The organism is Sporosarcina sp. NCCP-2331 (assembly GCF_023707945.1).
In the GTDB taxonomy this organism is placed as follows: domain Bacteria; phylum Bacillota; class Bacilli; order Bacillales_A; family Planococcaceae; genus Sporosarcina; species Sporosarcina cascadiensis.
On record NZ_BRCD01000019.1, the window covers coordinates 35,060 to 50,491 of the forward strand.

A 15,432-nucleotide genomic window follows, 5' to 3' on the forward strand; every position below is an offset into this window, starting at 1 on the left:
TATACCCTAACCGGCTGCGATTAAGCGGCCTGTCCACATTTATTTTTTTGAAAACAGATTGACCCAATAGACCGTGCCGTCCGTGCCGGTCGCCGTCCCCGCTCCCATATGGCTGAATGAACTGCTCAGCAGATTCTCCTTGTGACCGGGCGAAGCCATCCATGCCTCCGTAACACCTTTAGCCGTGCTATAGCCCGCCGCAATATTCTCTCCATACGCTTTCCATTTATAATTAAACTTCGCGAGCATTTCCGGCACGGTGCCGTAGGTCTTTGAAGTATGCGACAGCTCTCCATACTTCGCCATATCCTCCGCTTTCGCAGCCGCAATCCGGTTAAGTGCCGGATCTGCAGGCAGCGTCGCCACTTTCGCCGCCTTCCGCTCCGCATTGACATTGATAATAGTCTGCGCCGCCAATGAAGGCTGAGTCACAGGCGGTTCAGGTTTCGGATCTGGTTTCGGCTGTTCCGGCTTTGGAGTTTCTGGTTTAGGCTGTTCGGGCGCCACCGGTTTCTGATGATCCACATAACGCTTCTGTTTCGCATCGTACGTAATCAGCCCTTTCGCACGTTTATTATCAAACTCAATCGTCCGATAAAGAAACGCCGCCATCTGCGCACGCGTAACCGACTCATTCGGATTAAACTTAGCCCCCGGCCGTGTCGTCGTAATATTCAACTCCGCAATCGTAATAATGTATTGATAAGCCCCGTTCGACTTCGACACATCCGCAAATCGAATAAAATCATTATCATCCGTAATAATGTTATAACCGAGAACCAGCAGCTTCGCCATCTGCCCGCGCGTCAGCGGTTCATTCGGATTGAATTTCGCCGTATTCGCAAACAAACCTTTTTCAGTGAGCGCCCGAATATGATCATAAGATCCGTGAGCCGGCTTCACATCCGTAAAATTCATTTTATACGCCTGACTCGGCTTCGCCTTAATCGCCAGCGCAATCATTTTAGCAGCCTGCGCCCGAGTCACCGGCTGATTGAGACCATATGTATTGTCAGGATACCCATTAATAATCTGATTCGCCGCCATATAAGCAATCGCTTCCTCCGCATAATGCCCGGCAGGCACATCCTTAAAACCCGCCGCCGAAGCACCCGGCACATAAACAGCCGTTGCAGCCACCGTCACAGCAGCCGTGCCAATAAACAACCTCTGCCCATTTGAAAGTTTCATAGTTTCAACCTCCTTTTGTAGAGTATACTGGATAACCGCCCAGTTTTGCAGGGGGATTTGGTAGGAAATATGTTTTATGAGCACGCAACCCGTCTTAATGAGCACCCGCAAGGGTCGCATGATCATCCGTGAATGGTCTATGAGCGCCTGGCACAGAGCTATGATCACGCGCCAAGGGCCAATGAGCGCTTGAGCCACTCCTATGATCAAGTAAGACAAAAACAAAAGCGCATGAAAAAAACCATGCGCTTAAAATGGTGGAAAAGCCAGCTTTTCATTAAAAAATCGTTTATGATCACCGCTTCATTGTCCATGATCACCCATCCCGCCTCTATGATCATACAAACATCTCCCATGATCACTCGTCCAATAAGTATGAGCGCTGGCCAATTCTATATGATCACTTGCAAGGTTCCTATGAGCATAGCCAATTTCATTTAAAACGGTAATTTAGCCGGGATACTTAGCAATCGCGAAGAAAGTTGATAGGTCGATGTCCTATTCTTACCATGCAGCTCGGTAAATTCATTGGTCAGTAACCGCTTTGCCGTATGGCGCGAACTTATCCTGCTGAATTGTCGGAATTGCTGATTCGTCACTTGCCCGCCTTCTATGCATAGCCATTCTTGAAGGGTATTCAGATGGCAAAGGGGATCTTTGTAACCACATGTCTGGCACTGCCAAGTTCTCATTCGCCATTGCATACTGAATCGGTCGCACACCTGACAAGTTACGCCGGTCATGAGTTCTTCAGATGCCAGGTCATATTTCTGCTTCATTGGAAGGGGATCAAATACACGGTGGGATTTCGCTAATTCGCTGGCCAGATGCTGCACCTGTCTTTCATTCAAAATGGCAGTATCCATTTCCAGCGCGCGTAGTTTATTGGGGACTTCATAGGAGAAAACAATTCGGTGGGCTTCCATATTCTCGATATTCAGCTCATTATGATAAGCAAACACGACATAATCTATTATCGGAATATCCACTTTCCGCTGCGCCAGCCAGTTTCGCAGAAAGTACTTTTTGCGTTCAAGCTCTTCAATCGGACTTCTCAGCACAGTCCGCTCACCCGCCGCAGACTCCCGAATAAACTGCGTAGGATTTTGCTTTATGTGAAGCTTTCCTGCAATATTCTTGATCTCAAACAAGACAATCACACTCGGCGTAATCAGCAGCGAATCAATCTGAAAATAAAATTGATCATACTTCAAATACAAATCATGCAATATAGCATGCGGATAGCACGGCACAAACTCACGCAAGTGGTAATCAAACTCTTTTTCGCCGCCAAATCCTGCCTTTCCGTTGTAAAAATCCATCCGCACTTTCTCATATTTCGGATGAGCAGACGGCAGGCGCTTTAATAACGCATGCTGGCCGATCATCACTCTTGGCATTTCACGTGTTTTATAAATCAAATATACTCCTCCCTCCATTAGCTATAAACCCTATTATAGCAAGAATTCAGAGGAATGGGACTTTATGGATAAAACTCATTTTTGATGCGGGTTTGGAGGGTGAAATTGAATTTTCATTTCGAAATAAGTGGGAAAACTTGATTTTGGTATCCGAGATTCTACTATTTTGAAAGGTTTTCAATAAAATGAATACTAAGTACTAATTGTTTTCAAATGTCATGAGCGGTTGCGCACTGTTTATGATCACGCCAGCCAGCGAAATGAGCGCACGGACAACCGCTATGATCACCCAGCAACACTTTATGATCACTCAACAAGGTTCCATGATCACTCGACACGATTCAATGATCAAACGCACTTCCACCAAGCTGAATTTGCCGCTATGGCACGCGCTATGATCACACAGGAGCACCCAATGATCACTCACATACGCAACGCCAACCCCCCCTCCCCAAAAACGAAAAAAACTGCCACAAGGGCAGTTTTTCCATCTTAATGCTTCACCATATAACGCACATAACTTTGCCAGTGCACACCTTTCCACTTATCCCACTCCGGCAGATACAGCGGCTGCGGATGGAAAACTGACTGATTATCCAACCTGTCATCCAAGTTGACATTATACAACGCAACTGCGCCCGGCTGTGTGCCGCTCACTAAAATCGAGCGGTCAAGCGACGTAAACGGTGTTTCCACAACAGTCTGCACTGCACGGCCTTTGCTGTCGAGCGTCCACACTTTCGCTGTGTCATTATGTTTATTCACCAGCCAGCTAGTCTTAATGCTCGTCGCCTGATTGGCTTCATTCGTCTGGATGAACGTGTTGACATTCGTGCCGAACGGCAGTTCCAGCTGCTCATCGTACGGCGCAATACGCACTTCATAATACGCCAGTGGATTGTCCTTCTGCGTATTGCCGAGCGCCTTATAAGCTTTCAGCCATTTATCATCCTGTGCAGGCACTTTGGAAACCGAAACTACTGTCCCGCTGAGCGTAGAGATTTCAGTCGGATAATCAGGGGTAATGCGCTCCTTGATATCCGCCAGTTTTTTCTCTTCTTTTGTAGGCACAGACTGTCCCTCTGGCATCTCGATTATGCCGCCTTCAGGTGGAAGTTCATTTTCCGTATCGTTCGGATCTATAACCTCATTATCCGGCTCAATCGTGCTGTCCGGCTCTTCAATCGTCGTGTTCGGATCTTCGAACTCATCTGTCGAATTATCTATTGAACCATCCGGATTGCCAAGCGTGCCGTCCGGATTGTCATCACTGTTGACATCCGTATCGGGATCTCCGATGTCCGTATCAAAGTCCTGCAAATCCGCATCATTCCCGCCTGTCTTCGAACGATCGACATCATGATTCAAATCATCGCCAAACTGATCTTCCACCACTGCAGGCGGTGTGCCGTCAGCCGATACAGCCGCCACTTCATCTTCCGTACCGCTGACCGGTGTTTCTTCCGGCACTTCTTTCGACACAAACGGTGTACGAATCGCTTCGTGCTGGATCGTCACAAAACTGCCCGGCTCGATATCCTGCCATTCATTATGCAGAACATACGTCACGATCGTCTGGTCCGTACTATAAATATCGACCGAAGCACTGTCGCGGTTAATCTTCACCACGTAGCCGTTCACCGGACTCGTCATCGCCGCTTCTGTCGGCAGCTCGTCAATCTTCGAGTCCAATGTTTCGATTTGACGCTGCACTTGGGCCAAATCACGTTCCGCATCGGCAATCGCCTGCGCGAACGTGCCTTCCCCTACCACGTCAACGCCTACATCAATATTCACTTGCACTTTCTTATCATCATTCGAATCATACGAATCACTGTTGCCCCGCGATCCGTTGCTGCTTTTCTGCTCATACTCCAGGTCGCTGATCGTCTGACGAATCGTCGACACCTGATTTTGCAAAGCTGCCCGCTCCGCATTTAATTGACTGCGCTGCTGATCGATATGATCGGTCTTCAATGAAGCAAGTTCCGTTCCAAAATCGACCGTCTCTCCTTCATTCACCAGCCACGAGTCAATCGTCTGGTCTTCCTTCAAATACACCGTATGCAAATCTTTCGGCGCAATGAAGCCTTCTTTATCCAGCTCTTTCGTGTAATCGTCCGCCGCCAGCCGCTCATAGCCGTTGACATAAAATGATTTCGGAATCACACTTTTCTCGGAAAACACGAGATAACTGTTGAGTGCAATAAAAGCTGTCATGAGGACCGCCACGATGATATTCCGTGATTTCATCATTTACAGTCCCCCAATCATCAATAAATTCAGCATTTTTTCTACCGGAACGAAACCGACTGCCGCTGTAATGAGCGCAAATACAATCTGCAATGCGATCAACAGCCAGATCACATCTTTGCGGACTCCTTCGCCTTCTGCATCATAGAAGCGAATGAACCGGTATTGCACCGCCACAACCAGCGCGGAGAATATCGTCAATTGATTGACGAAGAAGATAATGTACCAGTTTTCCAAAAATGTCATCGCCAGCGGTCCGAATGAAAGGATCGAAACGCTCGCTGCCTTGCCTGCCAGTGCGAACACCAGGAAGTTAATCAGCTTCTCAAATAACAGCAAGCCGACAACAACCAATTGCAGTTTCAGCAATGGTTTGAACGCAATGTTCGTGATCATGCTTAAAATCCAAGCGACGCCCCAGAAATGAAACGCCATGTAGATAACGGACCACAAAATCGATCCGACTAATGAAGCGTAACGTGCAATCGTGTAGTCATCGACTGTGCCGTTCGCCAGAATATACGTCATCGTTTCCGTATTCATGCCCCACATGTCGCGAAGGATAAACAGAATGATGCCTAAAATGAATACACCAAACACCCGGCGCTTGAACCCAGCCACCGCCCCCTGCCCTAATTCGCCGGCAAGCCGGTCTGGATATACTAATGAACGCCAATAACCGTAAGTAGAATACATATGTACTTCTCCTTTGCCTCTAACGTGTTCGTTCGGATTTTCTCAAATTCTATCTCTCTTACTTTATCAAAAAATGGCGAATTTGCAACGATTGTCTCGTATTGAAGTAGAATTTGATAGGATTGGAGTGGTTTTGAAGTGAAACGAGTTAGAAATTAGTTAACATGACTTTATTTGCAACGACAATTTAGCTTTAATTTATGGGATACTGATCTCACGTCTGCTCAGCGCGCCAAAAAACCGTTTCAACGCACCATTCCGGCAGCTTAGCGAACCAAACTCTCCCCGTGTCGCACCAAAACCGGAGACAGCCGCGCCAAACAAAAACCTAGGTTTACAATCTCCATGTTACTTTTCCAAAATAGCATTTTTAAACCTCGCCCTGTCAAAAGCCAAAATTAGGTTACACAGCAATATCAATGAACCTACCATCCAAAGCAGCTCCCCTCCTTAGTCCCCAGACTCATTTATTCAAAATTCCCTAGTAAAATATAATCATTTAATAATCTGAATGTTTAAAAATCCGTAATATCGGTTATAATTGATCATATCGCGGGTATGTCAAGTAATAAGGGCGTTGACCCGTGACATTACATAAAGGAGTGATGAGCGATGAACTTGGAAAAGACGATTGAGTTTACGTGGCAGGACTTTGCAATGGGCCTTGGTGGATCTGGACTTTTCGTACTGGCGCTCCATTTCCTGACACTATGAGGACATGGTCGATACAGTTTCAGTCAACATAAAAACACCTCGGTTTTGACGCATGTATGATGCGGTTCAACTGAGGTGTTTTTTAATTGGTGATAGTCATCAAATCAGTCGCAGTCCTTCCGTCAACTCCTTAAACAAGAGCCGGTTTTTCGTTTCCAGCGCATAATCCACCATGCGTTCCCAATTCTCTTTCTCCAATTGCTGCACCAATCCCTCTGCTTCACGCGCACTTTCCTCTTTTAGATGGCCTTCCACTTCCATCGCTCCTTCGAGTATAGTCGACAAATGCATATGCAAATCGGAAACTAGCAATAATTGATAAAGTGGGATCCTGATGAACCGACTCCCCCGCTGAAAGACAAATACCTCTCCTAAGTTCTCAATTTGCAGACTTTTCGTATTGATGATAATCTCCTTGCCCTCAGACGGTACAAACTGGAACACTTCGTCATTCTTTTTAATGGAAAAATACTGATAGGCGAATACAAGACGTAAGTTGAACTCTTCCTGACTGGTGAAAAAGGGCTTGATTCGCTGGATGAGCAACATGATGTCTCCCTCCTTATTAATTTAATGAATATTCCGATTATTAATAATATATCACAATTAGAAGGCTTTTGTGAATGATATGTGTCTAGTTCCATCAAATATGTCAAGAGTTTTTCGGTTCTAACTTGTCCGGTATTCATTGAGGTTTGAACGGGTTGTGTGTTTGTAGTTTTAACCCGCTTCGGCGCTGGGGGATTGCCTTACGTGATGAGCCTACTGGCGAAGGGCATGCCAGCAGTCTCATCACAACGGCCGACCCCGCAGTTGCGCCTTCGCTTTTGTTGGAAATGTATATCATGTAGCTTTTTTGGCAGAGTACGAGTTTAGTTGGCGCAGTTTGGTTGCTCGATTACACGATTGTATTAACTACAAAAATCTTAGCCTTTGCAGAATGATAAGTAGTGAATGAACATCATAAGTATTATAAGAGTCTCAAATAGTAAGCTCATACTGCTTGCCCACACAAAAATTATTGAAACACAAGCCAGTGTACCGGAGTGGAAGGCGGCGACTCCTGCGGGGTCTAGCGCGAATGATGAGACCCTGGACGGAGCGCAGCGGAGGAAGCGGCTCATCCGCGCCCCGCGGAAAGCGTCCGCCTGGAACGCAGGGAAACGGTCTCCTCCTACTTACCACCTTTCATATTGCACACACTTCAAAAATGAATCCTCCACCTTCTTCTCAAGCAGTGGTAAAGCACTCCGGAAACCGCTATAATAGAGGGAATGCTTTTTTATAAGGAGTTGATTCGATGCAAATGACGATTGAACGCATCGCAAATTTGCACGAACGTGAAATTGAAGAATTCATGAACCATATTAAACATACATTCCAGCCGACTGTGCCGCAGCAGGCAGAGACCGTTCGCAAGGCGGCTTCTTTAGTCCGCATGAACGCAATCGGCGCCTACCGCTACACACAGAGCGAGCAGTCGCTGATGGCCAATATTTCCGGCACGGAGTCGGAATTCGCCCGGCTTTCATTTCAGACGATGGAGCCGTACTGCACCTGCCTGAACGACAGCTGGTGCGCGCATCAGATCGCAGTCGTCTTTCATTTGTATTCGCAGTTTCATTCGCTGTCGGACTGGCTGCATAACTGGCGGCAGTCCGGCTCGGTGCAGACGCAGCTCTCCATTCAGCAGCGGACGCCGGATGCCTGGATTTCTGCTTTGACACAACTGGTGAAGCCGCTCGGGGAACTCGATCACAAAGACGGACCGACGGGCTTTTTGCATTACGCATCGAAAATCGAACAGCAGAAGACGCGGCTTTCTCCTTTTGAATGGGAATGGAAGCCGCTCTTTACGCTGTACTACGAATTAACGCTGCTGCAGGCGGCCTGGCCGTTCCTGAACAGCGAGCTGTCATCGAACGATTCCTATCAGTACGGCAAGTGGCAGCTGACGATCTGGCTCAATGAACAGCTGTCCGAATTGAAGGCCGGCATCATCCAGCTGAGTTCGAAATCCCGGCTGTTTGAAACCGATGCCTTTCATATCAGGCTGAAAGATCTGATTCATTCGTTTGCAGTGGAAGAAGACGGCTTATTCTCGAAACGTTTTGAGGCGTTCAGGCTCGTTTATACAGAGCTCTACACCGATGAAGCCGAATTATCTGAGGCAATCCGCCGCCTGGAAAATGAAACTTCGACGGATGCTTCGCTGTTCCGTGCTTTTCTTTATTTGACGTCGGGGCGTTTTGACGAGCTGGATCGCGAATTGGAAGTGCTGGATCCAACGGCTGTTCCGCAGTGGCTGGCGTTTGCGCTATATGCGAAAGAGGACGAGGATTTTGACATTGTCCGGTCGATTATGCTGCAATTGCTTCCCCACCTCGCGGACTATTATCAGCAGCTGGCTGTCAGCAACCGCCCGGCTTTTGCGGAAGACATCGATCAGCTGCTGGCTTTATCGGATGTACCCGAAGAACAGCGGGACCAGCTGTTTCAGTCATACGGACCGGAAGCGAACCGTGCGTACGGGCAGTTTTTATTCGAAAGAAGCCGGTATGACGAGTGGGCTGCACTGATGCATCTGACGCGGAATTCAGTCGATATGATTGACGGCAATGCGCTGAAAACGGCACTTGCCGAAGATTCGAGGGCGGTATTCCCGCTGATGCATGCGGAAGCGTTGAAATTAGTAAAAGAAAAGAATCGCGACAGTTACCGCCGTGCCGTGCGTTTATGGAAGCAAATGAAAACGGCTGCCAAACGTGACGGCCGCAATGAATTTTGGAACCGTTATATCAACACAGTCCGCCAGCAATTCCCCCGCCTGCGTGCACTGATGGAAGAAATGGAGAAAGGAAACTTGCTGCTATGACCCAATCGAACATCTTGCAACTTGCCTTGGAATTAACGCTGAAAGAAGGACAGGACGGTGCGTTCCTGGTCAGCGCGAATGTCGCCGGAGAACCTCGGGATATCTCGTCGGACATGCTCGTATCGTATTTGTTTTATTCGGATGAACCGACGCTGTACGGCATGCTCGTTCCGCAGCGAGACGGCTGGATTGACGTGACGATTGATGAATTGCTGCGCTTGTTCTCTTCTTCTGGGCATCCGTATGTTCATTATGCAGGTGCAACAGAAGAAGATGACGATGTGCTGACGGCGATTCGGGAAGCGGCACAGCTCTGGCAGGACCCTAAGCTGTTTTCGCATATCCAGGCAACCGACGGAGGTTTGGCGTTTGATATGCAGGAAACCGGTCTGTCGGATCAAGCGGGACGCTATGTTTCGCAAGCTGTTCGTGGTCAGCTGGCGACGCTCGGTGTGTCCATGAAAGATTTCCCTGCGCTGCTCCCCCACTTCCAGCAATACGGCTGGCCGCATAGTGAATCCACTAAGCTGCCGTTCCGTGTGGCGCTGCGTTTGACAGAGCCCGATATTGACGAGACGGACTGGCTGCTGGAGACCATCCTGATCAGCGAACGCGGTGCGCAGTGGTCGCCTGCGATTCGCAAAGTACATGCTCCGATTGAGGAAGCTTTGCCTGCTGCACGTAAGAAGTTTGCGCAGGATATTCAGGATCGTCAGGCGGAGATGGCCGGGATTTTCCGTTCCATTGAGCTTGCTGCGGAGGATCAATTTGTCCATGAGCTGCTGAATGATGCGCAAGTGCGGGTGTTTATTCAGGAAGACCTGCCTCTATGCCAGGCATTTGATTATCCGGTAATTCTGCCGGCATGGCTGAAGTCGGTTACGGAGACGAAGCTGAAGATCCGGACATCTGCCGGCATGCAGTCATACCGTTCGTCTGCCAGTCTCGATCAAGTGCTGTCGTTTAATTGGCAGTTTTCATTGGCCGGCGAGAATATCGACCGTGAGCAGTTTCAGCGCATGGTGGATGAAAACCGTGAATATATCCGCGCGGGCGATGAGTGGTTTCATTTGGATCCGGCGTGGCTCAAGCGAATCCGTGAGTTGATGGAGCAGGTGGATGACGGCGAGTGGACGGTGAAGGATCTGCTGTTCCATGAGGTGCCGGAAGAGATTGCGCCGGCGCTGGACGAGGAAGAAGAGGATGATCCGCTCGTGGCGTTCTCGATGCAGCAGTCACTGCGTAAAGTGATGACGATGCTGCAGGAGAAAAAAGGGCTGCCGGAAGTGCCGGTGCCGGAATCGCTGCAGGCAGAGCTTCGCCCGTATCAGCAGGAAGGTTTCGAATGGCTTCATTTCATGCGGGCTAACGACTTCGGCGCCGTGCTGGCGGACGATATGGGACTCGGAAAAACGGTTCAGCTCATTGCCTACTTATTGTATGTGCATGATTTGCCAGAAACCAATTCTCCCTCGCTGATCATCTGCCCGACGAGTGTCATGGGCAACTGGCAGAAGGAGCTGGAGCGGTTTGCACCTTCTTTGCGGGTGCATTTGCATTATGGAACGAACCGGGCGCGCGAGGAACAGTTCGGCGAGATGATGGTCCGGCAGGAAGCAGATGTGATTTTGACGACATACGGCACCGCCACGCAGGACGGCGAGATGCTGTCGGAATATACATTTGCAAGTGTGGCGATCGATGAAGCGCAAAATATCAAGAATCTGCAGACGAAGCAATCGCGGGCGATTCGCAAACTGCACGGCGTTCACCATATTGCGCTGACCGGGACGCCGATCGAAAACCGACTGTCTGAGCTGTGGGCGATTTTTGATTTCATTCATAAAGGCTATCTCGGCAGTTTCCGCAAGTTCAGTGAAGAATTTATCGTACCGATTGAGCGGGATGATCTGGAAGCGGAGAAGCGGAAATTGCGCGCGCGCATCCAGCCGTTCATGATGCGGCGGACGAAAAATGATCCGGCCTTGCGCTTGAATCTGCCGGAGAAACTTGAGCAGAATGAATATGTTCCGCTGACGACGGAGCAGGCGGCGCTTTACGAAAGCTTTGTCGATGAGACGAAGTTTAAGCTGGAGACACTGACCGGATTTGAGCGTAAAGGGTTGATTTTGAAAATGCTGAGCCGCTTGAAACAGCTTTGTAATCACCCGGCATTGTTCTTGAAAGAAACGCAGGTGCCCGCTTCTGAGCTGACGAAACGTTCGAATAAACTCGCGCGGATCGTCTCGATGGCTGCGGAGATTGCGGCGAACGGCGAGCAATGCCTGATCTTCACGCAGTACATCGGCATGGGCCAGATGCTGCGGCAGTGTCTGTCGGAGCTGCATGGCATTGACGTGCCATTCTTGACGGGCAGCATGCCGAAGGGACAGCGCGATGCGTTGGTCGAAGCGTTCCAGAACGGCGAGTTCCCTATTTTCATCCTGTCGCTGAAAGCCGGCGGCACCGGATTGAACTTGACGCAGGCGAATCACGTACTGCATGCGGACCGCTGGTGGAACCCCGCTGTCGAGAACCAGGCGACAGACCGAGCGTATCGGATCGGCCAGACGAAGTTCGTGCACGTGCATAAGTTTGTGACGGTCGGGACAATTGAAGAGAAGATTGACCAGATGCTCGGCGAGAAAGCGGCGCTGTCAGCCGATTTGATTCATTCGAGCCAGTGGCTGACGGAGCTGAATGATCGCGAGCTGGAGGATTTGCTGAGTTTTAATTGAGGTTGGTTTGGTGGGGTGGCGTGGCATTTGAGTTTGGCGCGGTTGAACGCGGGTTTGGTGCGGCAGGACGCGTTTTTCGTGCGGTGAGTGGCGACTTTGGTTCGGTTGGAGACGGGTTTGGTGCGGTGCGACGCCGGTTTGGTGCGGTGCGACGCCGGTTTGGTGCGGCGGATGCCGGGTTTGGTGCGGCAAGCCGCGACTTTGGCTCGCTTGGACATCACTTTGGTGCGGCAGGACGCGGTTTCGTGCGGTGAGCGGCGACTTTGTTTCAGTTCGAGATGGGTTTGGTTCTGTGCGACGCCGGTTTGGTTCGGCGGATGCCGGGTTTGGTTCGGCAAGCCGCGACTTTGGTTCGGTGGGAGACGGGTTTGGCGCGGTGCGACGCCGGTTTGGTTCGGCGGATTCCGGGTTTGGTGCGGTTCGCCGCGACTTTGGCTCGCTTGGACATGACTTTGGCGCGGCTCCCGGCCAGAGAAGCTTCGCTGATTTCAGCCGCTCATACACACCGGCTGCATGATCATTCGCCCAAACCGCCTGATCATAGCACACACCGGCATGATCATTGACCCCGCCCCCATGCTCATAGCCCAACATTTCCCGCAATACAACCAAAGAAAAGACCAGCATCTCGAGTAAAATGCTGGTCTTTTCTTGTTACTTTCTGACGGATGGGACGAAGAATGGATTCGAGGTGTTTGTTTCGAGGTAGTTCAGGCGCTCGTTGAGGTTGGCGATGATGCGGATCAGCTGGCCGATTTGGGTTTCGAGGCGCTGGATGTCTTGCTGAGAGACGGGAGGGTGGTGTTTCGGGAGGGTTTTCTGATTGAGTGTCATAGAGTTCACTTCCTTTCCGCAAAAATTCTTTATGTATCCCGCCGGCTCGCTGCTGGAAGTGGTCTCCAGACGCGCGTGCGGCGGATGAGTCGGCGTAAACGTATTCAGTTCCTATGCTGAATAGCTGGTTCTCTTGAGGGGTCCCCACCCCCGCACAGAGTGTTTTCTTTCGGCGAATATGCTTGTTTGTAGTGTCTTTCCAGTATTCTCTTTTTTCGTTTCTCTTCGATTATAGGTACTCATTCTCGGAGTTGATCATGAGTGAAAGTGACTGCGATGAGCGGCCGATTTGCCTGTTTCTCTCCTCCCTTCTTTTCGAGTGATGCAAGTATTAGAAAATAGGCAGTGCTTGTCCTTTTTCAGCGACTTCAAATTGGGACGCTTCGTCAGTTGAGTGCGCTTTCATTTCTGTTTCATTCGGCTTCGCTGACTTGGATGAAAGAAAACGGACATCTGAGCAAACAACTTCTGTGACATACACTTTTGTGCGGTCTTCGCGTTCATAGCTGCGCGTCTGGATACTGCCGCTGACGCCTACGAGCGATCCTTTGCCGCAGTGGCGAACGAGATTTTCCGCAGTTCTTCCCCAGACAGAGCACAAGACGAAATCTGTCGCAATCTCACCGTCTGCGTTTTTAAAGGTGCGGTTGATGGCCAGAAAGAATGTCGTGTTGACTCTTCCCGAAGAGAGTTCCTTCAGTACAGGATCTTTTGTGATGCGCCCAACTAACGCCACTTGGTTCACTGGTTTCTCCTCCTTTCATTAGGTTGAGTTAATCTTATGACAAAATGAACCGTCCTGGCAAAGCGGCAAAATTCATTTTTGGGATCAATAATGGGCTGATTTTTTAATTTTCATTCGGCGGCTTATTGTGGAATCCGCATAGCTATGATCTTTACCTGAATAGATCCCCGCGCATTAATGAATTTTCGGCTGTTTCGCGTTTTTGTGCTATACTGAGGAAAATTGTACCGGGGTGATTTCGAATGAAGACGTTTAAAATGATTTCAGTGGAAGTCATGCAGGATGACGGAGTGCTTCCATTTCCTCTATATGACGGCATTATTATCAATCAGGAAAACAGCCACCGACTGTGGGTGCTCGAGTTGTTTATCGATGAAAAGTATAAAGATATTATGGAAAAATGGAAGACGGAGAAAACGATATTGACTGTGCGGGTAGTCATTTCCTATCCGGGAAATGAACCGGCGTCATTCATTGTGGCGGTTGAGGACTGGAGTCAGATCGGAGAACGTATTTCCGTGCTGATGAAAGGCCGCCTGGAACGCGCCCGGTCGAAGTATGCGGAGCATTTGCTGGAGGAGCTGCTCGAAGACGGCTTGGAGGGCGATGCCTTGCTGGAACAATTTGAAACAGCGATGTGGGATCGGCCGAAGCTGCGCCGGGATAATATGCCTGCGGAATAAAGAATGCGGAGCTGTCACTTTTGTGGCGGCTTTTTTTATTTAGGCTGAGGCTATGAGCACGAATGGGACGAGTATGAGCGCCAACCATGCGGGTATGATCACGTGTACTGTCTGTATGATCTCCGGCCGCTGAGTATGATCACGCAGCGCATATGTATGAGCGGTTGTGCAATGTTTATGAGCATACGCAGAAATTCACAGCAACCAAGACCAGAAATATTGGTTACGAGCGCGGAAACGGCAGTTACGAGCGCCACAGAAACGGTTTCGAGCGCGCAGACGGAGTTTTGGAGCGTTTGCCCCGGCGTTACGAGCGCCTGAAAGTACTTTTCGCGCGCTTGGATGCGTTTTTCGCGCGTTGGAACAGGCTTTTGGTGCGCCTGGATGCGTCTTTCGCGCGTTGGGACAGGCTTTTGGTGCGTCTGGACGCGTCTTTCGCGCGCAAAAATAGGTTTTTCGCGCGCTGGGACAGGTTTTTGGTGCGCCTGGATGCGTTTTTCGCGCGCCGGGACAGGTTTTTGGTGCGCCTGGACGCGTCTTTCGCGCGTTGGGACAGACTTTTGGTGCGTCTGGACGCGTTTTTCGCGCGCTGGGACAGGCTTTTGGTTCGCCTGGACGTGTCTTTCGCGCGTTGAGACAAGTTTTTGGTGCGCCTAGATGCGTTTTTCGCGCGTTGAGACAGTTTTTGGAGCGCCTGGACGCATTTTTCGCGCGTCAGATTAGGTTTGTCGCGTCAAGACAGTTTCCCCCATACTAAAAACGGCTCCTGCCAGTAGAGCAGGAGCCGTTTTCGACAGCTGGAGCATTATCGGTTGTCTTTACGATCTTCGTCACGAATGATGCCGTCCGGCGCTGTGTCGCTGCTGTTCGTTTTGTCTTGAATGGTGCTGTCATCGCGTGCGCCGCGATTACCGTTTTCCCCATCCATCAGACCGCCGTCCAGATCTAAGTTTTCATCGAGCGTGTTCTGGTTGTTGTCGTCGATGATTCCTTTGCGGTCCTCGTTCATGACGCCTCCGTTGTTCCCGTTATTCTCATCGAGACCATCGAGATTCGGGCCCATGCGCTTGTTGTCGTTTGACGTGTTGTCTCGCTCCATATTCTCCATCGGTGTTTCATTGTTGTCTGGAAGAGCGCCGTTATCCGTGTTACAAGCCGTCAGGACGAGTGCAGATGCAAAGACTGCTGGCAGTGCTTTTCTGATCATAAAAAAATTCCTCCTTTTTGCGTGCTGTCAATCATACGCTCCGGTACGATCTTTGTTAGCTTGTGCGAAAAGGGA

General features: G+C 49.8%; 13 protein-coding genes. 5 read left to right on the forward strand and 8 right to left on the reverse strand.

What is annotated here, in order from left to right:
* Positions 1 to 39: 39 nt before the first annotated feature.
* The 5 genes from NCCP2331_RS11825 to NCCP2331_RS11845 form a co-directional block, all read right to left on the reverse strand.
* Positions 40 to 1,191 (reverse strand): CAP and S-layer homology domain-containing protein, encoded by a 1,152-nt coding sequence (locus NCCP2331_RS11825; RefSeq protein ID WP_251670940.1) that lies wholly within the window; start codon positions 1,189 to 1,191, stop codon positions 40 to 42.
* 437 nt (positions 1,192 to 1,628) lie between these two features.
* Positions 1,629 to 2,612, reverse strand: a complete 984-nt coding sequence (locus tag NCCP2331_RS11830) for a nuclease-related domain-containing protein (protein WP_251670948.1) — start codon at positions 2,610 to 2,612, stop codon at positions 1,629 to 1,631.
* Between the two features lie 492 nt (positions 2,613 to 3,104).
* Positions 3,105 to 4,868, reverse strand: coding sequence for a hypothetical protein (locus NCCP2331_RS11835; RefSeq protein ID WP_153720877.1), 1,764 nt, complete (start codon positions 4,866 to 4,868; stop codon positions 3,105 to 3,107).
* Complete coding sequence (locus NCCP2331_RS11840; protein WP_153720876.1) at positions 4,869 to 5,561, reverse strand: hypothetical protein; 693 nt, start codon at positions 5,559 to 5,561, stop codon at positions 4,869 to 4,871.
* 813 nt (positions 5,562 to 6,374) lie between these two features.
* Positions 6,375 to 6,824: a transcriptional regulator gene (locus tag NCCP2331_RS11845; protein WP_153720874.1), complete on the reverse strand. Its 450-nt coding sequence runs from the start codon at positions 6,822 to 6,824 to the stop codon at positions 6,375 to 6,377.
* A 751-nt stretch (positions 6,825 to 7,575) separates the two neighbouring features.
* Between NCCP2331_RS11845 and NCCP2331_RS11850 the strand changes: the two genes are divergently transcribed.
* The 3 genes from NCCP2331_RS11850 (at position 7,576) to NCCP2331_RS18410 (ending at position 12,142) form a co-directional block, all read left to right on the forward strand.
* The gene (locus tag NCCP2331_RS11850; RefSeq protein ID WP_251670950.1) at positions 7,576 to 9,150 is read left to right on the forward strand and encodes a hypothetical protein; all 1,575 of its coding nucleotides are present in this window, start codon (positions 7,576 to 7,578) and stop codon (positions 9,148 to 9,150) included.
* Positions 9,147 to 11,888 carry a DEAD/DEAH box helicase gene (locus NCCP2331_RS11855; RefSeq protein ID WP_251670952.1) on the forward strand — a complete coding sequence of 914 codons (2,742 nt, stop codon included), beginning with the start codon at positions 9,147 to 9,149 and terminating at the stop codon, positions 11,886 to 11,888. The genes NCCP2331_RS11850 and NCCP2331_RS11855 overlap by 4 nt, the downstream gene beginning before the upstream one ends.
* 125 nt (positions 11,889 to 12,013) lie before the next feature.
* Positions 12,014 to 12,142 (forward strand): hypothetical protein, encoded by a 129-nt coding sequence (locus NCCP2331_RS18410; RefSeq protein WP_264879255.1) that lies wholly within the window; start codon positions 12,014 to 12,016, stop codon positions 12,140 to 12,142.
* Positions 12,143 to 12,542: 400 nt separating this feature from the next.
* Here the strand turns inward: NCCP2331_RS18410 and NCCP2331_RS11860 are convergent, their stop codons facing one another.
* A complete protein-coding gene (locus tag NCCP2331_RS11860) occupies positions 12,543 to 12,722 on the reverse strand; it encodes a hypothetical protein (protein WP_251670954.1) in 180 nt (59 codons plus the stop codon).
* A 331-nt stretch (positions 12,723 to 13,053) separates the two neighbouring features.
* The gene (locus NCCP2331_RS11865; RefSeq protein WP_251670956.1) at positions 13,054 to 13,467 is read right to left on the reverse strand and encodes a single-stranded DNA-binding protein; all 414 of its coding nucleotides are present in this window, start codon (positions 13,465 to 13,467) and stop codon (positions 13,054 to 13,056) included.
* A 242-nt stretch (positions 13,468 to 13,709) separates the two neighbouring features.
* Between NCCP2331_RS11865 and NCCP2331_RS11870 the strand changes: the two genes are divergently transcribed.
* Complete coding sequence (locus NCCP2331_RS11870) at positions 13,710 to 14,150, forward strand: YwpF family protein (RefSeq protein ID WP_153720868.1); 441 nt, start codon at positions 13,710 to 13,712, stop codon at positions 14,148 to 14,150.
* 152 nt (positions 14,151 to 14,302) lie between these two features.
* On the forward strand, positions 14,303 to 14,785 hold the full coding sequence (locus NCCP2331_RS11875) for a hypothetical protein (protein WP_251670958.1): 483 nt from the start codon (positions 14,303 to 14,305) through the stop codon (positions 14,783 to 14,785).
* A 170-nt stretch (positions 14,786 to 14,955) separates the two neighbouring features.
* On the opposite strand, the gene NCCP2331_RS11880 is transcribed toward NCCP2331_RS11875, so the two are convergent.
* Positions 14,956 to 15,357: a hypothetical protein gene (locus tag NCCP2331_RS11880; protein ID WP_251670960.1), complete on the reverse strand. Its 402-nt coding sequence runs from the start codon at positions 15,355 to 15,357 to the stop codon at positions 14,956 to 14,958.
* Between the last annotated feature and the right edge of the window lie 75 nt (positions 15,358 to 15,432).